Source organism: Micromonospora sp. NPDC085948, assembly GCF_040686315.1.
In the GTDB taxonomy this organism is placed as follows: Bacteria; Actinomycetota; Actinomycetes; order Mycobacteriales; family Micromonosporaceae; genus Micromonospora.
The window spans coordinates 1-16,646 of record NZ_JBFBJW010000018.1 but is presented as its reverse complement, the minus strand read 5'-3'; the positions used below and the strand labels follow the sequence as shown (position 1 = coordinate 16,646).

Below are 16,646 nucleotides of genomic sequence, written 5' to 3'. Positions count from 1 at the left end.
GTCGACCGGAGCGTTATCACCGACTCAAAGGACAACACTGGTAATGCGGACTCCCCCCGCGCACGTCGCACCGGCGGACCGGGCGCGACAGCGTCGCCGCCGCACTCGTATCTCGCTCGCCGCCGCCGTCGTGGCCGCACTGGGCGCCAGCGGCATCTACATCGCCGGCGCCCAGGCCGAAGAGGTCGCCGTGCCCGGCCGGGTTCAGGCCGAGGCCTTCGCGGCACAATCCGGGGCGCAGACCGAGGGCACCGGCGACGCCGACGGCGGCCGGAACGTCGGCTGGCTGGCCAGCGGCGACTGGCTGCGCTACGACGGCGTGTCGATCACCGGCGCCAACCTCACGGCCCGGGTCTCCTCGCACAACACCACCGGCGGCACGGTCGAGCTGCGCCTCGGCGCGCCGGACGGGCAGGCGCTGGCCACCTTCCCGATCGCGCAGACCGGCGGCTGGCAGAAGTGGACGACGGTCACGGCGAAGGCGTCCGGCGTGCCGGCCGGCCCGCAGACCGTCTTCGCGGTCATGAAGAGCACCTCGACGTCGGACTTCGTGAACCTGAACTGGTTCACGTTCGGTCCCGCGGCGGGCTCGTCGCCGAGCGTGCCGGCGAGCGCCTCGGCGACGCCCCCCGCCTCGTCCGCGCCGAGTCCCACCCCGTCGGCGTCCGCCTCCACGTCCGTCCCGCCGAGCGCTCCGGCCGGCGGCTGGGTCCCGGTCGACCAGGCCCGGTGGAGCAGGGAACTGGCCGCCTTCGACGCCCTCACCCCGAAGGCGGTGACGCCGGGAACCACCCGGGTCCCCGAGTTCCACACCGACTGCGAGGTCGCCAACTCGGCGCCGGACGACCCGATCGTCGTGCCGGCCCTGCCGGGCGCCTCGCACATGCACACGTTCTTCGGTCCGAAGGTCGACGCGTTCAGCACGACCGACAAGCTGCTCTCCGCGACGACCAACTGCAACGCCCCGGGTGACAACAGCGCCTACTGGACCCCGGAGTTGCGCAAGGACGGTCAGCCGGTCCCGATCAAGAGCATGCGCGTCTACTACGGCTCGCGGGTCAAGGACCCGTCGACCGTGAAGCCCTTCCCGCCGGGCCTGCGAGTCGTCGAGGGTGACGCCAAGCGGCAGGTGGACACCCCGAAGAACGCCGGCAGCAACCAGTTCTGGTGCGCCGGCAGCGCCGAGATCGGCCGCAGCGCCGACGGCAACTGGCCGGTCTGCGCCCCCGGCGGCAACCTGATCTTCCAGCTGGTGTTCAGGGACTGCTGGGACGGCAAGAACATCGACTCACCCGACCACAAGTCGCACATGGGCGACCCGGTGAACGGTGTCTGCACCGGCAAGTACCCGGTGGCCGTGCCGGACCTGTCCTTCATGGTCAACTACCAGTCGCTGGGCGGTGACGGTCTCACGCTCTCCTCCGGCAAGCCGTCGTCCATGCACGGCGACTTCATGAACGCCTGGGAGCCGGCACGCCTCGGCGCCCTGGTGAAGTCCTGCCTCAACCAGAACGCCAAGTGCGGCACCGAGGTCACGTTCGCCGGCGGCTGACCGACGCGCCCACACCGTTGCCACCGGCCGACCCCCTCGCTCAGGCGAGGGGGTCGTCCGGCGTCGTGCCCGGCCCGGGATCGTCGCTAATCTCTCCGACCCCGGTGCGGCGCCTGCCGCTCCCCGTGCGGAGGGTGCGGATGGAGGTCGCCGTCACCGCGACGGCGCGGTCGTCGTCCCGGGACAGGTCCACCAGGGCACGCTCCGCGGTGTCGCCGGGGATGTCCGCCAGCGCCTCGGTCAGCCGCCGACGCGCGGACGGTGCCAGGGTCCCCCGGGCGAGGCAGTCGACGAGCCCGGTCGCGATCCGCTCCGCCACCGCGGGTTCGCTCGCCAGCACGGCCAACACGTCGGCCGCCTCGGCGTCCTTCGTCTCCTCGACGACCATGTCGACAAGCGTCGGGACCGCGTCCACCACCCGCCGCGCCCCGAGCGCCAGCGCCGCGTACCTGCGGACGACGACGTCGGAGTTCGTGAGGGCGTCCCGCAGCACGTCGGTCGCCGCATCGTGCGGGATCTCGGCGACGGTCTGGACGGCCCGCTCGCGCACCTCGGCCTGTGGTGCGCGCAGGCCGTCCGCGAGCAGCGCCAGGCCGCCGTCCCCCGACTGCGCCAGCGCCCATCGCAGGGCTCCGGCGACGTTCGGGTCGGTCTCGTTCAGCGCCGCCTCGACGAGTGCCTCCACGGGCACCGGCACTCCGTCGACCGAGGACAGGGCCGCGCGCTGACGCCGGCCCGCGCTCGAAGAGCCCAGTGCCTGTAGGAGCGCGACGACCTGGAGGACGTCCTCCCAGTCGGCGGGCTCGGCGGCACCGATCCGACGCAGTCGGGTGAGCAGGTCCAGCTCGTCCGCGATGCGCTGTCGGGTCCGCTGGATCAGGTCGTCGACGAGGTCGGCGGGGGTGAAGTCGGGATCGTCGAGCGCCCGCCGGACGTCACGCAGCGACAGGCCCAGCGACCGGAGGCTCTCGACCTGGAAGATCAGCCGGATGTCCTCGTCGGAGTACTCCCGGTAGCCAGCGCCGCTCCGGCCGGTCGGTCGGACCAGGCCGAGCGAGTCGTAGTGCCGGAGCATGCGGGCGCTGACCCCGGACCGGCGCGCCACGTCACCGATCAACACCTGCGCATCATCCCCTCTCGCCGATCACGCCGAGGGCCACCACACGCTTCGCCTCCTCGATCGAGAACCCGACGTGGGCATCCGGGTCCCGCGCCAGCCGTTGCGTGGCGATCGCGTGCGCGCGTACCCGCGGGTCCGGATCTGTCGTCGCGACGCGCAGGATCGGCGTCGTCACCGCACCGAGCGCGACCAACGCCCGGCTGAGACTCAACCGCGTATCCCGCGTGCCGCGTCCGAGCTGCGTCGCCAACACGTCGGCCAACTCGGGCTCGTCGGCCGGGGGCACGAGGACGACCGCCGCCCGCCAGGCGCTTCGCGCCACCTCGTCGTCCGGGTCGGTCAGAAGCGCCCGTGTCATCGCCGGCCAGGCCCGCCGATCGCCGATCTTGGACAACGTGTGCAACGCCTGGCTCCGGGCCTGCGCCCGCTCCGAGCGGAGTTGGTCGGTGAGCTTCGGAACGGTCAGTGCGGGTGGGTGGCGGATCAGTGCCCAGGTGAGCATCTCGCGTACGGAGAACTCGGGCTCGACCGCGCATCGCGCGACGAGGGTGTCGACGAACCGCGGGTCGGGGGCTGTGCCGACCGCCAGCGCCGCGCGCAGCCGCACCGACGGGTCGCCGTGCTCCAGCGCCCGGAGCGCCCGCCCGGTGTTCGTGTCCTTCTCCGGTCCGGTCATCGAGACCACCTCCTCGATGTCACTGAAGACCTTGTCACCGTGTCAAGGTCAAGGCCTCCGACGACGGGCGCCCCGGGCAACTTTTGTCGATCACGGTAGATCCATTGGTCGGTATCAACTGATAGGAAGGAGGCAACACCTAGCTTCCCGGGAGATCGCCTTGGCACGTGCACACCTGTCCCGTCGTTCGCTGCTGACTGCCGGTGGCGCCGCCGCCGTCGCAATCGGTGCGGCAGCGAGCCCGTCCGCTGCCGCCGCCGCACCGCTCGACAACCCGGTCGAGACGCCGGCCGAGGCGCTGCGTCGGCTACAGGCCGGCAACCGGCGGTTCACCTCCGGCCACGGCCGGCACCCGCACCAGGGCCTCGCCGACCTGCACCGACTCTCCGCCGGCCAGCACCCGTTCGCCATCACCGTCGGCTGCGCGGACTCCCGGGTGGCGCCGGAGGTGCTCTTCGACCAGGGGCTCGGCGACCTGTTCGACAACCGGGTGGCCGGCAACATCGTCGACGACCTGCTGCTGGGCAGCGTCGAGTTCGCCGTGGAGGAGTTCGGCAGCCTGCTGATCGTGGTCCTCGGCCACGAGCGCTGCGGCGCGATCACCGCCACCATCGACGCCATCCACAGCGGCGGTACGGCACCCGGACACATCGGCGTCATCGTGGACGCTCTGCGTCCGATCGTCGAGCCGGTGCTGGACCAGCCCGGCGACCCGGTGGAGAACGGGGTCCGCGCCAACATCGCCGCGCAGGTGGCGGCGCTCTCCGCTCGCAGCACGATCATCGCCGAGAAGGTGCACCAGGGTGCGCTGCGCGTCGTGGGCGCCCGCTACGACCTGGACAACGGCCGCGCATCGCTGGTGGCCTGACGACCCCGCCGGATGGGCGCTGCGCGCCTGGGCCGAGCCGCCGCAACTAGGGTGCAGGGATGGTCGATCGACAGCAGGTGCTGAACTTCCGGGTCCGGGCCCAGCAGCTCGACCGGACTGAGGGCGCGCTCACCGATGCCGCCGTCCTGGACATCGGGGTGCAGAACACCGGTCCGGACGGCGCCCGGTGGGCGCTCGCGGTGCGCGGCGTCGACGTGACCGCGCTGTCCGGCGCGGAGGTGGTTCTGTTGTGGACGGTACGCGGCGCCCCGCACCTCTACCGGCGGGCCGACGTCGGGCACGTGCTGGCCGCGGTCGAGCCCTTCTCCGACGCCGACGCGGGCAAGCGCATCTACGACGCGTCCAAGCCGTTGAAGGCGGCCGGCATCGCCAACCTCGCGGCCCTCGACGAGGTGGCCGCCCGCATGCGGGCCATCGTCACCACGCCGACGGTCAAGGGAGAGGTCTCCGGTCGCCTGACCTCGGCGCTGCCCGAGCCGTACCTGCGGTTCTGCCGGCCGTGCGACGCCACGCACGTCTACGAGATGCCGTTCCGGCTCGCCGCCGCGCGGGCCGGGCTGGAGCTGCAACTCGACACCTCGCCACCGATCTTGCGGCGCATCGCCGGGCTCCGGAAGGCGGCCGCCCCGGGCGATCGCTTCGACCTCGTCCGCGCCTACCTTCGGCTGCTCGGCCCGGCCACTCCGAAACAGGTGGCCGACTATCTCGACGCACCGCTGAAGGACGTGAAGGCGCGCTGGCCCGACGACGTGATCGAGGTGACGGTCGCCGGCGAGGTGCGCTCGCTGCTGGCCGCCGACGAGGAGGCGCTGGCATCGGCCGACACCCGGGTCACCCGTCTCCTCGGCCCGTTCGACCTGTTCCTCCAGGCCAAGGACCGGGCGACGCTGGTGCCGGACACCGCCCGCGCGAAGGAGCTGTGGCCGGTGCTGGGTCGCCCCGGTGGTGTCCTGGTCGACGGCGACCTGGTCGGCACCTGGCGTCCCCGCAAGTCCGGTCGCACGTTCACGGTCGCGGTCCAGCCCTGGCACCCGCTGTCGGACGCCGCGCGTAAGGCCGTCACCGCACAGGCCGAGCGTCTCGCCGCGTACCGGTCCGTCTCCCTCGGCGGCGTCGACTTCGCGGCCTGACGGCGGCGGCCAGCCGGGTCACTCCACCGTCCATTCGATGGCGGGTGGGTGGACCCGGGCGCAGATCGGGCCGCCCGTCGCATCGGTCAGGCCGACCCGGCCGACCAGGACCCCGCTGCCCTCGTGTGCGGCGCGCAGCACCTCGGTCGGGATGTCGGTGAACATCAGCTTCGCTCGGCGGAACATCGCGAAGCCGTCCTCGGTCACCGCACCCCAGCTCAGATACAGGAAGCGTGCTCCGGGGCGGCCGTGCACCCAGGGGCCGCCGACGTCCAGCATCCCGTCGACCTCCCGGCTGGACACCTCGAACGCCCAGGCGGCCCGCTCGGCGTCGGCCGGCACCTGATCGACAACCTCGGCCGTGCGTTGGACCCCGACGTGCACGTTGCCGAGCCGCAGCGCGTCGGCCTCCGCACCGGGGCGCCGCCCGGGCAGGTCGGTGCCGTCGATCCGGATCCGCATGCCGGCGACTCTAGTTTCTCGACGAGGCGTCAGTGGTCGCGATCCGCGGAGCCCGACGCTTGCAGATTCGCCCGGTCGTAGGCCTCCTGCGCCGCCGACACGTCCCCGAGGTGGGTGATCGACCATTCCTCCAGCGCGCGCAGCGGCCCACGCAGGGTACGTCCGGCCTCGGTGAGCGCGTACTCGACGCGGACCGGCACCTCCGGGTAGACGGTGCGGCGCACGAGACCGTCGCGTTCGAGCCCGCGAAGGGTCTGGGTGAGCATCTTCTGCGAGACGCCCTCGACGCGTCGGCGCAACTCGGAGAAGCGGGCGCTGCCGTCCCAGAGGGCGCCTACGATGAGCACCGTCCACCGGTCGCCGATGCGGTCCAGGATGTGACGAGTCGGGCAGTCCGCGCGGTAGGGGCTGCCCCGCAGCACCGGCTCGGCCCCGGGGGTGGTTACCACAAAGTGCCTACTTCCCGTTGGAGAGTTGCACTCGTACGGTAATCGCAGCGCGTCGCCCGACGCCAACCCTCTCCTGGAAAGGCACCTCGTGTCTCGCATCACCGTCATCGGCGGCACCGGCTACGCCGGTTCGGCCATCGTCGCGGAGGCCGCGGCTCGCGGTCACCAGGTCACCGCACTGAGCCGCTCGGTTCCCTCGGCGCCGGTCCCGAACGTGACCTACCGCCAGGGCGACGCCAGAGACGAGGCGACCGTCTCGGCGTCCATCGACGGTGCGGACGTCGTCGTGGCCGCACTCGCCCCACGCGGCCCCCTGGCCGGCGTCTTCCGCGACGTCTACCGCGCCGTCGCACGTCTGGCCGACGCCGCCGGCGTTCCCCTGTTCGTCGTCGGCGGCTACTCGTCGCTGCGCCCCGCGCCCGGGGCGGAACGCTTCGTCGCCGACCTCAGCCACGTGCCAGCGGAACTCCACGACGAGATCCGCGCCGGGGCGGCGCTCATCATCGAGGACCTCCCGGCCGCGCCCGCGACACTCGACTGGGTCTTCGTGAGCCCGGCGCTCAGGTTCGGCGCATACATGCCCAGCGAGCAACTCGGCCGTTACCGGCTCGGCGACGACGTCGCGGTCGCCCCCGAGGACGGCGGAGCGATCTCCGCCGCGGACTACGCGCTCGGGTTCGTCGACCTCATCGAGAAGGGCGATCACCACCGGACGCAGGTCAACCTCGGCAACTGACGACGAGGTCAGCGGCAACCATCGGTCCGCGGTCGGCGGGAACACCCGATCTCCCGCTGCCGGCGGATGCGGCATGGAACACTGCGAAGTGCCCTCGGTCGGTGCCGCCGGCCTGTGAGCCCCCTCCGGATGCGGCAGCGGGAGGCGCGTCGTCGCCCCGCGTGCGGAAGGGGCGCGGATGCAACCCACCTGGCTCCTGGCGCTGTCCTGGGTCTCGCTCGCGTTCGGGGTCGTCAGCTGCGCGATCGTCGTCGCCGACACCTATCTTCGCGGGCACCGTCAGCCGGTCCGGGTCATGGAGATCGTCTGGCTGGTGACCGTCCTCTACGTCGGCCCGGCAGCCGTGCGCCTCTACTGGAACTGGGGCAGACCGGAGGCGTTCAGCCAGAGGCGGCAGGAGGGGCAGCCCCGAAGGCCCCGCCGTGGCATCGTCGTCACCCAGGTGTCCCGCTGCGGCGCCCACTGCGCCCTCGGTTTCGTCGTCGCCGAGGTCGCCCTGTACGTCGTCAGGTCCGATCCGGCGCAGGAGAGCCTGTGGGTCGACTACGCCGGGGACTACCTGGCGGCGGTGGCGATCGCGGTGCTCTTCCGGTACGTGGGCGCACCCGGCCGCAGTGTCCGGAGGATCTGGCACGCCCTGTCCACGGTCGCCCGGGTCGAGCTGCTGACCATCACCGCGTTCGAGGTGACGCTGTTCGTGTGGCTGACGCTCGCGCATCGCGTGGTCTTTCCCGAGCCACCGCTGCGGCCCGACAGCCCGATCTTCTGGTTCGCGGGCCAGGTGGGGCTGATCGCCGGCTTCATCGCGGCGTGGCCCACCGCCTCCTGGCAGCTCGGCCGAGGGTGGAGACTCGAACCGCGCCGACTCCCCTACGACTGAACGCGGTGGGCCGCTCCGCTCGCGGGCCACCGCCCGCGGCGCAGACGAACCGCTGGCTGACGAGGAGGAACGATGATGACTGCCGCTGTCCGACGCCTGACGGCCGCGGTGGCCGCGACGGCGGCCCTGGTGGCGTCGCCCGCGTGCGGCACCAGCGACGTACCCGAGGCGCGCACCACACCGAGCCCGGAGGTCACCCTGTCCCCGTCGCCGGCCGCCGAGCAGGAGTTCCAGCGGCTGGAGCAGACCTTCGGCGCGCGGTTGGGGATCTACGCCGTCGACACGGGCACCGGCCGCACCGTGCACCGCCGACCTGACGAGCGGTTCGCGTACGCCTCGACGTGGAAGGCGTTGGCCGCCGCCGAGGTGCTCGACGGCACCACGGACACCGAGCTGGACCGGGTGGTGCGCTATTCGGCGCAGGACCTGGTGGCCCACTCCCCCGTCACCGGCAAGCACGTCGCCGAGGGCATGAGCCTGCGCGCGGTCGCCGACGCCGCCGTGCGCTACAGCGACAACACCGCCGGCAACCTGCTGCTGCGTCACCTCGGCGGACCGCAGGGTTTCGAGGCGAAGCTGCGTGCCCTCGGCGACACGGTCACCGACCCGGCCCGCTACGAGACGGCTCTCAACGAGGCGACACCCGGCGACCGCCGCGACACCAGCACCGCACGAGCGCTGGCGGGCGACCTGCGGGCGTACACCGTGGGGGACGCCCTGACGCCCGCGGACCGCGACGTCCTGCGCGGCTGGCTGCGCGGCAACACCACGGGCGCGGCGTTGATCCGCGCCGGGGTGCCCACCGGCTGGGTGGTCGGCGACAAGACCGGGACCGGAGGGTACGGCACCCGCAACGACATCGCCGTGCTCTGGCCGCCCGACCGCGCCCCGATCGTGCTCGCCGTGCTCTCCAGCCGCGACACGAAGGACGCCACCCCCGACGACGGCCTCATCGCGCAGGCCACCAGGGTCGTCGTCGCCCACCTCTGACCGGGGTGGTCGCCGAGGGTGTGCGCGTCAAGCGGTCCGGCCGCGCCGTCAGCGGGCCTGTTCGGCGCCGTCGGCCGGCAGGCGCTCGGGCAGCCCGAGCCGCGGGAACTGGTCGTCGTGGAACGTGACGATCTCGGTGATCACGCCGCCGGTGACGCGCAGGACGTCGATCGTCAGCGGCAGGTACGCGCCCTCCTGCGCGTGCCACAGGTAGAAGGCGACCGCCGGCTGCCGGTTCACCGAGGTGGGGACCCCGCGCAGGCCCCGCAGGTCGGCGAACCCGTCCTGCACCCAGTTGGTGACCACCGCGTCGCGGCCGACGGACAGGCCGGGCGTGGGCGGCATCGAGCAGCGGACGTCGTCGCGCAACATGGCGGCGAGCACATCGATGTCGGTGGCCACACTGGCGTCGGTGAAGCGGCGCACCAGCTCGCGGGTGCCGGCGTCCTCCTCGCCGCCGGTCCAGTCCTGCCGCTCAGCGGGCAGGTGCTCCCGCATGCCGGCGCGGGCCCGTTGCAGCGCGCTGTTCACCGAGTTGACGGAGTCCCCGAGGAGGTCCGCGACGTCCTTCGCCGGCCACCCGAGCACGTCGCGCAGGATCAGCACGGCCCGTGGGCGCGGCGCGAGGTGTTGGACCGCGACCACGTACGCCAGCTCGATCGTCTCGCGGGCGACGGCGAGCGCCTCCGGCTCGTCCGCGCCACCCGCGGGCAGTTCGTCGAGCAGCCGATCCGGGTACGGCTGGAGCCACCGCACCTCACCGCCGCTGGCGGGTTCCGGACGGCGTTTGGCCAGCAGGTCGAGGCAGGAGTTCGTGGCGATCCGGTACAGCCAGGCCCGGAACGTGGACCGCCCCTCGTAGGTCTCCCGCCCTCGCCAGGCACGCAGCAACGTCTCCTGTACGGCGTCCTCGGCGTCCTCGAACGACCCGAGCATCCGGTAACAGTGCACGTGCAACTCCCGCCGGTGCCGAGCCGCCAGCCCCGAGAACGTCAGCTCGTCGACCTCGCCCAACCCGTCCAACCGTGTGTCCGCACTCATCACGTCATCCTTCCGCCTCGTCAGGTCCTGTCGTGGGTGTGACCGGTGCGGGCGCGAAAACTCATCACCGGCGTCGGTCGCGGCGGTCTTCCGGCCCGACTCCGGAGGTTGCCCGGTGGTGGCACCATCGTTGCGATGAACGTTCGTCGCCTGGCGGCAATCGACATGTACGGCAGCCGGGGCACCACCCGTCGACGCTGGATCATCCTGGCCGAGTTCCTCGTCGGCGTGGTCGTCATGGTGACGTGGGGTGTCTGGGTGCTGACGTCGGCGCACGGCCTCGGCACCCGGGTACTGGGGATGTGGCTGACCGGCGCGGGTCTCAACTACGCCCCGCTGTCCGCGTACGCGATCGCGCTGATGCGCCCCGGCGCCCTCGACGCCGAGCTGGCCGGCGCGTCCATCGACGGGGAACTACGTCGGTACACCGTGCTCCAGCTGTGGGTGTTCATCCCGCTCTCGCTCGTCGTGCTCGCCATCCGCGACGTGCTCACCCGACGCAGGGCGCGCGGCTGACCGCTCCGACCAATCGGGCCGCCGCCGACGGGTAGGACGCACCCCCCGTGGACCGGTGTCGTGCGATACGGTCAGTTCGTGGTTCCGGTGGAGGCGGTCGCGGCTTCGTACGCCCGGTGGAGCACGCCCGCTCTGCCGTTGTACGGCAACGACCACGACCGGTCCGACTTCGCTCCCTGACCCGCGCCGGCAGTTGCCAGCGGGTCCTTTCGATTCCTTCCATCGCGCCGGGAGCGATGTCTCATGTCTTCATCCGGTATCCGGGTGGTCCTGCGTGCACCGCAGGTGCTCTGGGTCCTGCTCGCCGCCCAGGTGGGCCGGCTGCCCTCGGCCTCCGGGCCGCTCGCCCTCCTGCTGTTCGCGCGGGAGTCGTTCAGCCTGGCCGCGGCCGGGTTGCTCGTCGCCGCGTACACCGCCGGGGTGGCGGTGGGTACGCCGCTGCTCGCCCGAGCGGTGGACCGCTGGCGTCAGCCACCGGTGCTGTGCCTCGCGGTGGTGGTCTCCGGTGCCGGGTTCGGCTTCGTGGCCACCGGCGCCTTCGGCGCGACGGGTGCGGCTGTCGGTGCCGTGGTCGCCGGGCTCGGCGCTCCCCCGTTGGAGGCGTGCCTGCGCTCGTTGTGGCCGGATCTGCTGCCGCCGGCGGCAGTGCCGGCCGCGTACGCGCTGGATGTCGCCGTACAGGAAGTGATCTTCGTGGTGGGACCGCTCACGACGCTCCTCGCGGTGGCGCTCGGCGGGCCGGTCGCCGGGTTGGTGGTGGCGGCGCTGCTGCAGCTCGTCGGCACCGCCGCGTTCGTCCGCGCTCCCGCCGTGCGGGCCTGGCGGGGAGTCCCGGCGGCACGACACTGGGCCGGTCCGCTGCGGGTACCCCGGTTCGCGGCCCTGCTGGCGGGGGTGATCGGCACGGGGATGGCGGTCGGCGGCATCGCGGTGGCGGTCACCGCCTACGCGGAGGAAGCCGGCAACCGGCACCTGGCCGGCTGGTTGCTCGCCGCGCAGGCAACCGGCGCCCTGATCGGCGGCCTGCTCTACACCCGGGCCGGGCCGGCGGGAGCGCGGCGGCTGCCGCTGCTCACCGCCGGGCTGACCCTCGGCTTCGTGCCGCTGCTGCTGACACCGCGCCCCACGCTGATGGCGGTGTTGCTGGCGATCAGCGGTCTGGCCCTACCGCCGGCGTTGACCGCCATCTTCCTCCTGGTGGATCAGCTCGCGGCGCCGGGCACCGTGGCCGAGGCGTTCGCGTGGGTCGCCACCGCGTTCACCATCGGCAGCGCCGCCGGCTCGGCGGTCACCGGTCTGGTGGCGGCGAACGGCGTCCGCTACGGCCTGGGCCTGGCCCCCGTCGCCGCGCTGCTCAGCACCCTCATCATGGTGGCCGTCGCCAGGGACACGACCCGCCCGGTCGTCGCCAACGACGGCCACCACGACCCCCGTCGCACGCAACAGGGTTAGATCATCGTGCTCAGAAGTTGACGTTGGCTCCGGCAGCCTTGCACGCGGCGGTGAGCTCCGTGCCGGCCTTCTCGAAGGCCCCGTTGTCGGCAGCGGACTCCGGGTCGGCGGCCGCCGCGGCCTTGCCCGCCTCGGCGCCGAACGACTTGAGGGCAGCGGCCACCTTGCTGTCTCCGCCGGCCGAGGCCAACGCGACCGTCTTCTTCTCCAGATCGGCAAGGATCTTCTTGAAGTCCGCCGCCGTCGGCTCACCTGCCGTGGCGATCTTCAGCAGCTCCGCCTTCATCTCGTCGGCGGCCTTACTGAACGACGTGCAGAGTTCTTTGTCGGCCGTGGAGCCCGTGGCGGCCGACGACGCCGGCGCGGCGGAAGGGGAGGCGGCGGCCGTGGTCGCCGCGGCTGACGTGCTGGCGGACGGGGTCGAGCCGGCGGTCGTCGCCGCGTCCCCGTCACCGCAGGCGGTCAGCGCGGTGGCAGCGGCAAGGATCAACAGTGCGGAAGCAATTCGAGAGTGATTCACGGACGCGCACACTAACCGATGAACGAGAGATGATCCATCCGCACGGGACAATTCCGGCCAGCACGGCGCTTTTGGGAGTGGCGCGCCACGGTCACGGCGCGCCGGAGGTTTGAGCGAGGACAACTTCGAGCACAACCAGGAAGGTCGATCCCCGTTGCCAGACAGGAGTGACGCCCGTGAAACGACCTACTCTCGGCATCCTCCTCATCGCCCTGGGCACCATCATCGGGTATCTGCTCGCCGGCACCGTCGGTGAGCGCTATCCGGACGCGTTCGTGGCCGTGTCGGCCGGCATCATCATCCTGGTCCTGGCCGCCGTGCTGGTCCACCTGCTACGCCAGCGGCGGCAGCGAGACTGACCGCGCCACGAAGGACACCGGAACCAGGGGTACGCGATGCGGCGTCGGCAGGCGATTGGCGCACTTGTCATGCTCACGTTCTTCGTCCTGCTCATCGCGGCACTGTTCGCCTGGCCGGAGGTGTCATCAACGCTCCGGTACGTGAGCGGCGGAATGATCGCCCTTGGACTGCTCCTCCTGGCCGCGCACGTCGTGCAGTGGGCACGACGGCGACGGTCGTGAGGCCACCTTCAGCGCGCGCGGCGGTAGTGCATGGCCACCGCACCGTTGCGGAGCGGCTCCGCCGAGAGCAACTCGAGCTGGCGCGTGGCGGGCAGTCCGCCCTGGTACAGCGTCGGGCCGTGGCCGGCGATCCTGGGATGGACGAGCAGCCTGTACTCGTCGATCAGGTCCAGCCGGTCGAGTTCGGTCGCGAGCGTGCCGCTGCCGAGGAGGACCCCCGCCGGGGTCGCGTCCTTGAGCTTCTGCACGCCCTCGCGCAGATCGCCGACGAGGTGGTGGCTGTTGGCCCACGGGAAGTCCTCGCGCGTCGACGACACCACGTACTTGGGCTTGGCCTCCAGCGTGACCGCCCACTCGCGGAGGGCCGGCGGCGCCTCCACGTCGCCGCGGGCGACGGCCGGCCAGTAGCTCTCCATCATCTCGTAGGTGACGCGTCCCCACAGCATCGCTCCGCTCTCGTCCAGGAGACGGGTGAACAAGGCGTGCGTCTCGTCGTCGGCGATCCCCTCCTGGTGGTCGACGCAACCGTCCAGGGTGACGTTGAGGCTGAAGGTCAGGAGTCCCATGGCCGGCGAGTCTAACGCCGCTACGCGCGGGCGGGCGCCTGTCGGCGGCGGCGTCGCTTCAGCAACTCGCGGATGACGACGCGGAGCGCGCCCAGAGTGAGCGCCAGCCCGCCGGCCGCCGGCAGAAACTCCAGGCCGCTTCGGCTCACCCACAACCGGCCCTCCAGCGGGGCATCCGGCGAATAGATCACCTTGACCCTGTCACCGTCGCGGTCGAGGGAGCCGCTGGGGGTGACCCGGAAGCTGGTGGCGACCTGCCGTCCGTCGGCGATCACGTACTGGAACTCGTACCACGTCCCCTTGCGCTTCTCGTGCCGGGCCGATGGGTGGGAGCCGGTCAGCGTGCCCGTCGTGGTCACCTCCCGCGGGGAGCCCCGGTCGTCCCAGATGAAGGTGACGCCGATACCGCTCGCCAGGATTCCGACGATGACCAGCGTCAGCGCCGTCCGGAGCGTCGAGACGCCCGAGGTGTCCCCGCGAAAGTCAGACATGGCCGAGAGGATAGCCACGGGCCACAAACCACTGGTGGGTCGGCACGACCACCCAGCCGCCACGAAATTCGATGGCCGTGAGGTCGTTCACGGTCTACCGTGGCCCGCCGTGCTCTCCAACGAAAAGATAGTCGGACAGGCCCTGGACCGGATCGAGGCAGGGTACGTCTTTCCCGCGCAGGTCGCGGACATCGACGCCGCGATCCGGCGTCGTCTCGCGGCAGGCGAGTACGCCGACCTGGACGGGCCGGCGCTCTGCGAAACGGTGACCGCGCACCTTCAGCAGGTGTGCCCGGACAAGCATCTGCGGCTGCTGTGGACGGACCAGCCGCAGTCGCTCGATCCGGCGGACGAGGACGGCGGGCAGGCCGCGTTCCGCGCGCTGCTCAGGTCGGAGAACCAGGGCATCCGCCGGGTCGAGCACCTGGACGGCAACGTCGGGCTCATCGACGTACGACGCATCGCGTACGCCGACGAGGGTGCCGCCGCGATCGGCGCGGCCATGCAACTGGTCGCCCTCAGCTCCGCGCTCATCCTCGACCTGCGCGCCTGCTCCGGCGGAACACCCGAGGGCGCCGCGATGTGGTGCAGCTACTTCTTCCGCGACGACCAGGTGCACCTCAACGACTTCTACGAACGGTCCACCGGCGCCACCCGCCAGTTCTGGACGACCGCGCACCTTCCCGCGCCGCGCTACGCGGACCGTCCGGTCCACGTGCTCACCAGCGCGATGACGTTCTCCGGGGGCGAGGACGTGGCGTACACCCTGCAGGCGCACGACCGGGCCGTCGTCGTCGGTGAGACGACACGTGGCGGCGCGCATCCGACGGCCCGCCACCCGGTCACCGCACACATCCTCGTGACCGTGCCGACCGCCCGGACCATCAACAGCGTCACCGGCACCAACTGGGAAGGCGTCGGAGTGCTCCCCGACGTGCCCGTCCCGGCAGACCGGGCACTCGACACGGCGCTGAAGGCCATTCGGGACGCATAGGCGCGACCTCGTCGGCGGCCCGCCAGCAGCCGCAGCCGATCCTCCTGCCGCTCAACGGTCGGGCGGCGCGAGCATCAGCTGGGCGGTGGCGGACACTCCAGGACCGCTATCGAGTTTCCGGCGAACAACCCCAGGTGCGGGTGCTCGGAGAAGATCCGGACCGCCTCGTCGTGCGAGTCCGCCTCCACGATGGCGTAGGCGGTCAGGGCGTCGGTGAAGTCCTCGACACCCCGCGCCGTGACCCGCTTCTTCGCGTTCAGCGGAGCGCCGGGGTCGACAATGGCCTTCTCGTTGGCCTGCGCCCAGGACGCCCACGCGTTGAGGAACTCGGCCTGCTGCTGGTCGGTGAGTTCGACCTTGTCGGCCTCATCAGCCGCGCCGTTGAAGAGCGCAAGGAACCTACCCATCGCCGAATCGTACCGGTGATCTGCTCCTGCCCCTTAGTACTCCAACGTCACTCGTCTAGGGCTCGAGTGTGGCGGGCATGCTGAAGGCGGCGACGTGACGGGCACCGATGAAGGCGTTGCTCTCTACGATCTTTCCGTTCTCGATCCGGAGGACGTCGACGACCAGCGCCTCATAGTGCGGGCTGCCGGGCCGGCGGAGATAGTTGATCAGTGCCGGGCGCCCGTTGGCCGAGGTGGGGAAGGTACGCCAGTCGAGCGGTCGGCCGAGGAACTCCGCGGCCGCGTCGATCCCGACGACCGGCGGCTCGGGCGGCATCGTGATCCGTACGTCCTCGGCGAGCAGTGCCCGGACCGTCTCCGGGTCCTTCGCGTTGGCGTAGCGGCGCAGGATCTCTTCGTCCTCGCTGGTGAGCTGCGGGCGGCGCCAGTCCTGTGGGTCCGACGGAGCGTGCCCCCGGAGGGTGTGGCGGGCCCGCTGGAGGAGGCTGTTGACGGCCGCTACGGCGGTGTCGAGCGCGCCGGCGATCTCCTGCGGCGTCCAGCCGTAGACGTCGCGCAGCACGAAGGCCGCCCGCTGCCGCGGCGGCAGGTACATGAGCGCTGCGATCAGGGCCAGCTCGACGGTCTCCCGGGCGGCGAGACCGGTCTGCGGATCGTCGGCCAACAGGGCGTCTGGATAGGGACCGAGCTCGGTGGACCACTCCAGCGGGTCACCATACGGAACCGTCCGGTGACCGGCCGCCTTGCGGCTGTCGAGGAAGACGTTCGTGGCGATCCGGTAGAACCAGGTGCGCGCCGACGCCCGACCCTCGAAGCGGTCGCGAGCCCGCCAGGCACGCAGGAAGGCCTCCTGCACCAGGTCGTCCGCGTCGGTGACGTTCCCTGCGAGGCGGTAGCAGTGCACGTGTAGCTCGCGCCGGTGCTCGTCGAAGGCGCGCTGTAGCCAGACCGCCCGCTCGTCAGGCGAGTCGGACATGTGATCTCCCCGGGGCTGAGTGGTCCTCACAACCGTACTGACGACCGCGGACCCCATCCGTCATCGGTCACCGATGACGATCGCCGACTCGGTCGTCTGTACCTGTGACCAATCACCACGCCACGAAGGAGTTTCAATGACCAAGTCAAGCCGTAGACGCGGTCAGCGGTGGTGTGGGTTGGAACTCGCGGCCGTCGCGCAGCAGTGCCCAGACGACG

At 71.7% G+C, this 16,646-nt stretch carries 21 protein-coding genes; 11 read left to right on the top strand and 10 right to left on the bottom strand.

What is annotated here, in order from left to right; genetic code table 11:
* Positions 1-43: 43 nt before the first annotated feature.
* Positions 44-1,552 carry a DUF1996 domain-containing protein gene (locus AB0O48_RS30880; protein ID WP_365069474.1) on the top strand — a complete coding sequence of 503 codons (1,509 nt, stop codon included), beginning with the start codon at positions 44-46 and terminating at the stop codon, positions 1,550-1,552.
* Between the two features lie 40 nt (positions 1,553-1,592).
* Here AB0O48_RS30880 and AB0O48_RS30875 read toward each other — a convergent pair whose 3' ends face one another.
* Both AB0O48_RS30875 and AB0O48_RS30870 read right to left on the bottom strand, forming a co-directional pair.
* A complete protein-coding gene (locus AB0O48_RS30875) occupies positions 1,593-2,672 on the bottom strand; it encodes a MerR family transcriptional regulator (protein WP_365069473.1) in 1,080 nt (359 codons plus the stop codon).
* Between the two features lie 7 nt (positions 2,673-2,679).
* A complete protein-coding gene (locus tag AB0O48_RS30870) occupies positions 2,680-3,348 on the bottom strand; it encodes a HEAT repeat domain-containing protein (protein ID WP_357254022.1) in 669 nt (222 codons plus the stop codon).
* Positions 3,349-3,508: 160 nt separating this feature from the next.
* Here AB0O48_RS30870 and AB0O48_RS30865 point away from each other — a divergent pair, with 160 nt between their 5' ends.
* The gene (locus tag AB0O48_RS30865) at positions 3,509-4,216 is read left to right on the top strand and encodes a carbonic anhydrase (protein WP_357254020.1); all 708 of its coding nucleotides are present in this window, start codon (positions 3,509-3,511) and stop codon (positions 4,214-4,216) included.
* A 59-nt stretch (positions 4,217-4,275) separates the two neighbouring features.
* On the top strand, positions 4,276-5,367 hold the full coding sequence (locus AB0O48_RS30860; RefSeq protein WP_357254018.1) for a winged helix DNA-binding domain-containing protein: 1,092 nt from the start codon (positions 4,276-4,278) through the stop codon (positions 5,365-5,367).
* Between the two features lie 18 nt (positions 5,368-5,385).
* On the opposite strand, the gene AB0O48_RS30855 is transcribed toward AB0O48_RS30860, so the two are convergent.
* Together AB0O48_RS30855 and AB0O48_RS30850 are read right to left on the bottom strand one after the other, a co-directional pair.
* Positions 5,386-5,829: a DUF5990 family protein gene (locus tag AB0O48_RS30855; RefSeq protein WP_357254016.1), complete on the bottom strand. Its 444-nt coding sequence runs from the start codon at positions 5,827-5,829 to the stop codon at positions 5,386-5,388.
* Positions 5,830-5,858: 29 nt separating this feature from the next.
* A complete protein-coding gene (locus AB0O48_RS30850; RefSeq protein WP_357254014.1) occupies positions 5,859-6,278 on the bottom strand; it encodes a helix-turn-helix domain-containing protein in 420 nt (139 codons plus the stop codon).
* 88 nt (positions 6,279-6,366) lie between these two features.
* Here AB0O48_RS30850 and AB0O48_RS30845 point away from each other — a divergent pair, with 88 nt between their 5' ends.
* From AB0O48_RS30845 to bla, 3 genes are all read left to right on the top strand, one after another.
* Positions 6,367-7,014, top strand: a complete 648-nt coding sequence (locus AB0O48_RS30845; RefSeq protein WP_365069472.1) for an NAD(P)H-binding protein — start codon at positions 6,367-6,369, stop codon at positions 7,012-7,014.
* Between the two features lie 178 nt (positions 7,015-7,192).
* Positions 7,193-7,894 carry a DUF4396 domain-containing protein gene (locus AB0O48_RS30840; protein WP_365069471.1) on the top strand — a complete coding sequence of 234 codons (702 nt, stop codon included), beginning with the start codon at positions 7,193-7,195 and terminating at the stop codon, positions 7,892-7,894.
* Positions 7,895-7,969: 75 nt separating this feature from the next.
* Positions 7,970-8,884, top strand: coding sequence for a class A beta-lactamase (gene bla, locus AB0O48_RS30835; RefSeq protein ID WP_365069538.1), 915 nt, complete (start codon positions 7,970-7,972; stop codon positions 8,882-8,884).
* 48 nt (positions 8,885-8,932) lie between these two features.
* Here bla and AB0O48_RS30830 read toward each other — a convergent pair whose 3' ends face one another.
* Entirely contained in the window at positions 8,933-9,925 is a 993-nt protein-coding gene (locus tag AB0O48_RS30830; protein ID WP_365069470.1) for an RNA polymerase subunit sigma-70, read from the bottom strand.
* A gap of 135 nt (positions 9,926-10,060) precedes the next feature.
* Here AB0O48_RS30830 and AB0O48_RS30825 point away from each other — a divergent pair, with 135 nt between their 5' ends.
* Complete coding sequence (locus tag AB0O48_RS30825) at positions 10,061-10,441, top strand: hypothetical protein (protein ID WP_365069469.1); 381 nt, start codon at positions 10,061-10,063, stop codon at positions 10,439-10,441.
* A 243-nt stretch (positions 10,442-10,684) separates the two neighbouring features.
* Positions 10,685-11,893, top strand: coding sequence for an MFS transporter (locus tag AB0O48_RS30820; protein WP_365069468.1), 1,209 nt, complete (start codon positions 10,685-10,687; stop codon positions 11,891-11,893).
* 10 nt (positions 11,894-11,903) lie between these two features.
* Here AB0O48_RS30820 and AB0O48_RS30815 read toward each other — a convergent pair whose 3' ends face one another.
* Positions 11,904-12,413, bottom strand: a complete 510-nt coding sequence (locus AB0O48_RS30815) for a hypothetical protein (RefSeq protein ID WP_357254002.1) — start codon at positions 12,411-12,413, stop codon at positions 11,904-11,906.
* 176 nt (positions 12,414-12,589) lie between these two features.
* On the opposite strand from AB0O48_RS30815, the gene AB0O48_RS30810 reads away from it, so the two are divergent.
* Complete coding sequence (locus AB0O48_RS30810) at positions 12,590-12,772, top strand: hypothetical protein (RefSeq protein WP_365069467.1); 183 nt, start codon at positions 12,590-12,592, stop codon at positions 12,770-12,772.
* 36 nt (positions 12,773-12,808) lie between these two features.
* A complete protein-coding gene (locus tag AB0O48_RS30805) occupies positions 12,809-12,994 on the top strand; it encodes a hypothetical protein (protein WP_357253999.1) in 186 nt (61 codons plus the stop codon).
* 8 nt (positions 12,995-13,002) lie between these two features.
* Here AB0O48_RS30805 and AB0O48_RS30800 read toward each other — a convergent pair whose 3' ends face one another.
* Positions 13,003-13,560 (bottom strand): dihydrofolate reductase family protein, encoded by a 558-nt coding sequence (locus AB0O48_RS30800; RefSeq protein WP_365069466.1) that lies wholly within the window; start codon positions 13,558-13,560, stop codon positions 13,003-13,005.
* A 20-nt stretch (positions 13,561-13,580) separates the two neighbouring features.
* Entirely contained in the window at positions 13,581-14,051 is a 471-nt protein-coding gene (locus tag AB0O48_RS30795; RefSeq protein ID WP_357572561.1) for a DUF3592 domain-containing protein, read from the bottom strand.
* A 109-nt stretch (positions 14,052-14,160) separates the two neighbouring features.
* Between AB0O48_RS30795 and AB0O48_RS30790 the strand changes: the two genes are divergently transcribed.
* On the top strand, positions 14,161-15,045 hold the full coding sequence (locus AB0O48_RS30790; protein ID WP_365069465.1) for a S41 family peptidase: 885 nt from the start codon (positions 14,161-14,163) through the stop codon (positions 15,043-15,045).
* A gap of 74 nt (positions 15,046-15,119) precedes the next feature.
* Here the strand turns inward: AB0O48_RS30790 and AB0O48_RS30785 are convergent, their stop codons facing one another.
* Complete coding sequence (locus AB0O48_RS30785) at positions 15,120-15,452, bottom strand: hypothetical protein (RefSeq protein WP_357253991.1); 333 nt, start codon at positions 15,450-15,452, stop codon at positions 15,120-15,122.
* Between the two features lie 55 nt (positions 15,453-15,507).
* Positions 15,508-16,428 carry an RNA polymerase subunit sigma-70 gene (locus AB0O48_RS30780; protein WP_357572559.1) on the bottom strand — a complete coding sequence of 307 codons (921 nt, stop codon included), beginning with the start codon at positions 16,426-16,428 and terminating at the stop codon, positions 15,508-15,510.
* Positions 16,429-16,646: the final 218 nt, after the last annotated feature.

Coding starts and splice junctions, on each gene's coding strand:
- AB0O48_RS30855 (WP_357254016.1), bottom strand. CDS start 5,829: ATGCGGATCCGGATCGACGGCACCGACCTGCCCGGGCGGCGCCCCGGT.
- AB0O48_RS30780 (WP_357572559.1), bottom strand. CDS start 16,428: ATGTCCGACTCGCCTGACGAGCGGGCGGTCTGGCTACAGCGCGCCTTC.
- AB0O48_RS30795 (WP_357572561.1), bottom strand. CDS start 14,051: ATGTCTGACTTTCGCGGGGACACCTCGGGCGTCTCGACGCTCCGGACG.
- AB0O48_RS30785 (WP_357253991.1), bottom strand. CDS start 15,452: ATGGGTAGGTTCCTTGCGCTCTTCAACGGCGCGGCTGATGAGGCCGAC.
- AB0O48_RS30800 (WP_365069466.1), bottom strand. CDS start 13,560: ATGGGACTCCTGACCTTCAGCCTCAACGTCACCCTGGACGGTTGCGTC.
- AB0O48_RS30880 (WP_365069474.1), top strand. CDS start 44: ATGCGGACTCCCCCCGCGCACGTCGCACCGGCGGACCGGGCGCGACAG.
- AB0O48_RS30870 (WP_357254022.1), bottom strand. CDS start 3,348: ATGACCGGACCGGAGAAGGACACGAACACCGGGCGGGCGCTCCGGGCG.
- bla (WP_365069538.1), top strand. CDS start 7,970: ATGACTGCCGCTGTCCGACGCCTGACGGCCGCGGTGGCCGCGACGGCG.
- AB0O48_RS30820 (WP_365069468.1), top strand. CDS start 10,685: ATGTCTTCATCCGGTATCCGGGTGGTCCTGCGTGCACCGCAGGTGCTC.
- AB0O48_RS30805 (WP_357253999.1), top strand. CDS start 12,809: ATGCGGCGTCGGCAGGCGATTGGCGCACTTGTCATGCTCACGTTCTTC.
- AB0O48_RS30860 (WP_357254018.1), top strand. CDS start 4,276: ATGGTCGATCGACAGCAGGTGCTGAACTTCCGGGTCCGGGCCCAGCAG.
- AB0O48_RS30830 (WP_365069470.1), bottom strand. CDS start 9,925: ATGAGTGCGGACACACGGTTGGACGGGTTGGGCGAGGTCGACGAGCTG.
- AB0O48_RS30825 (WP_365069469.1), top strand. CDS start 10,061: ATGAACGTTCGTCGCCTGGCGGCAATCGACATGTACGGCAGCCGGGGC.
- AB0O48_RS30840 (WP_365069471.1), top strand. CDS start 7,193: ATGCAACCCACCTGGCTCCTGGCGCTGTCCTGGGTCTCGCTCGCGTTC.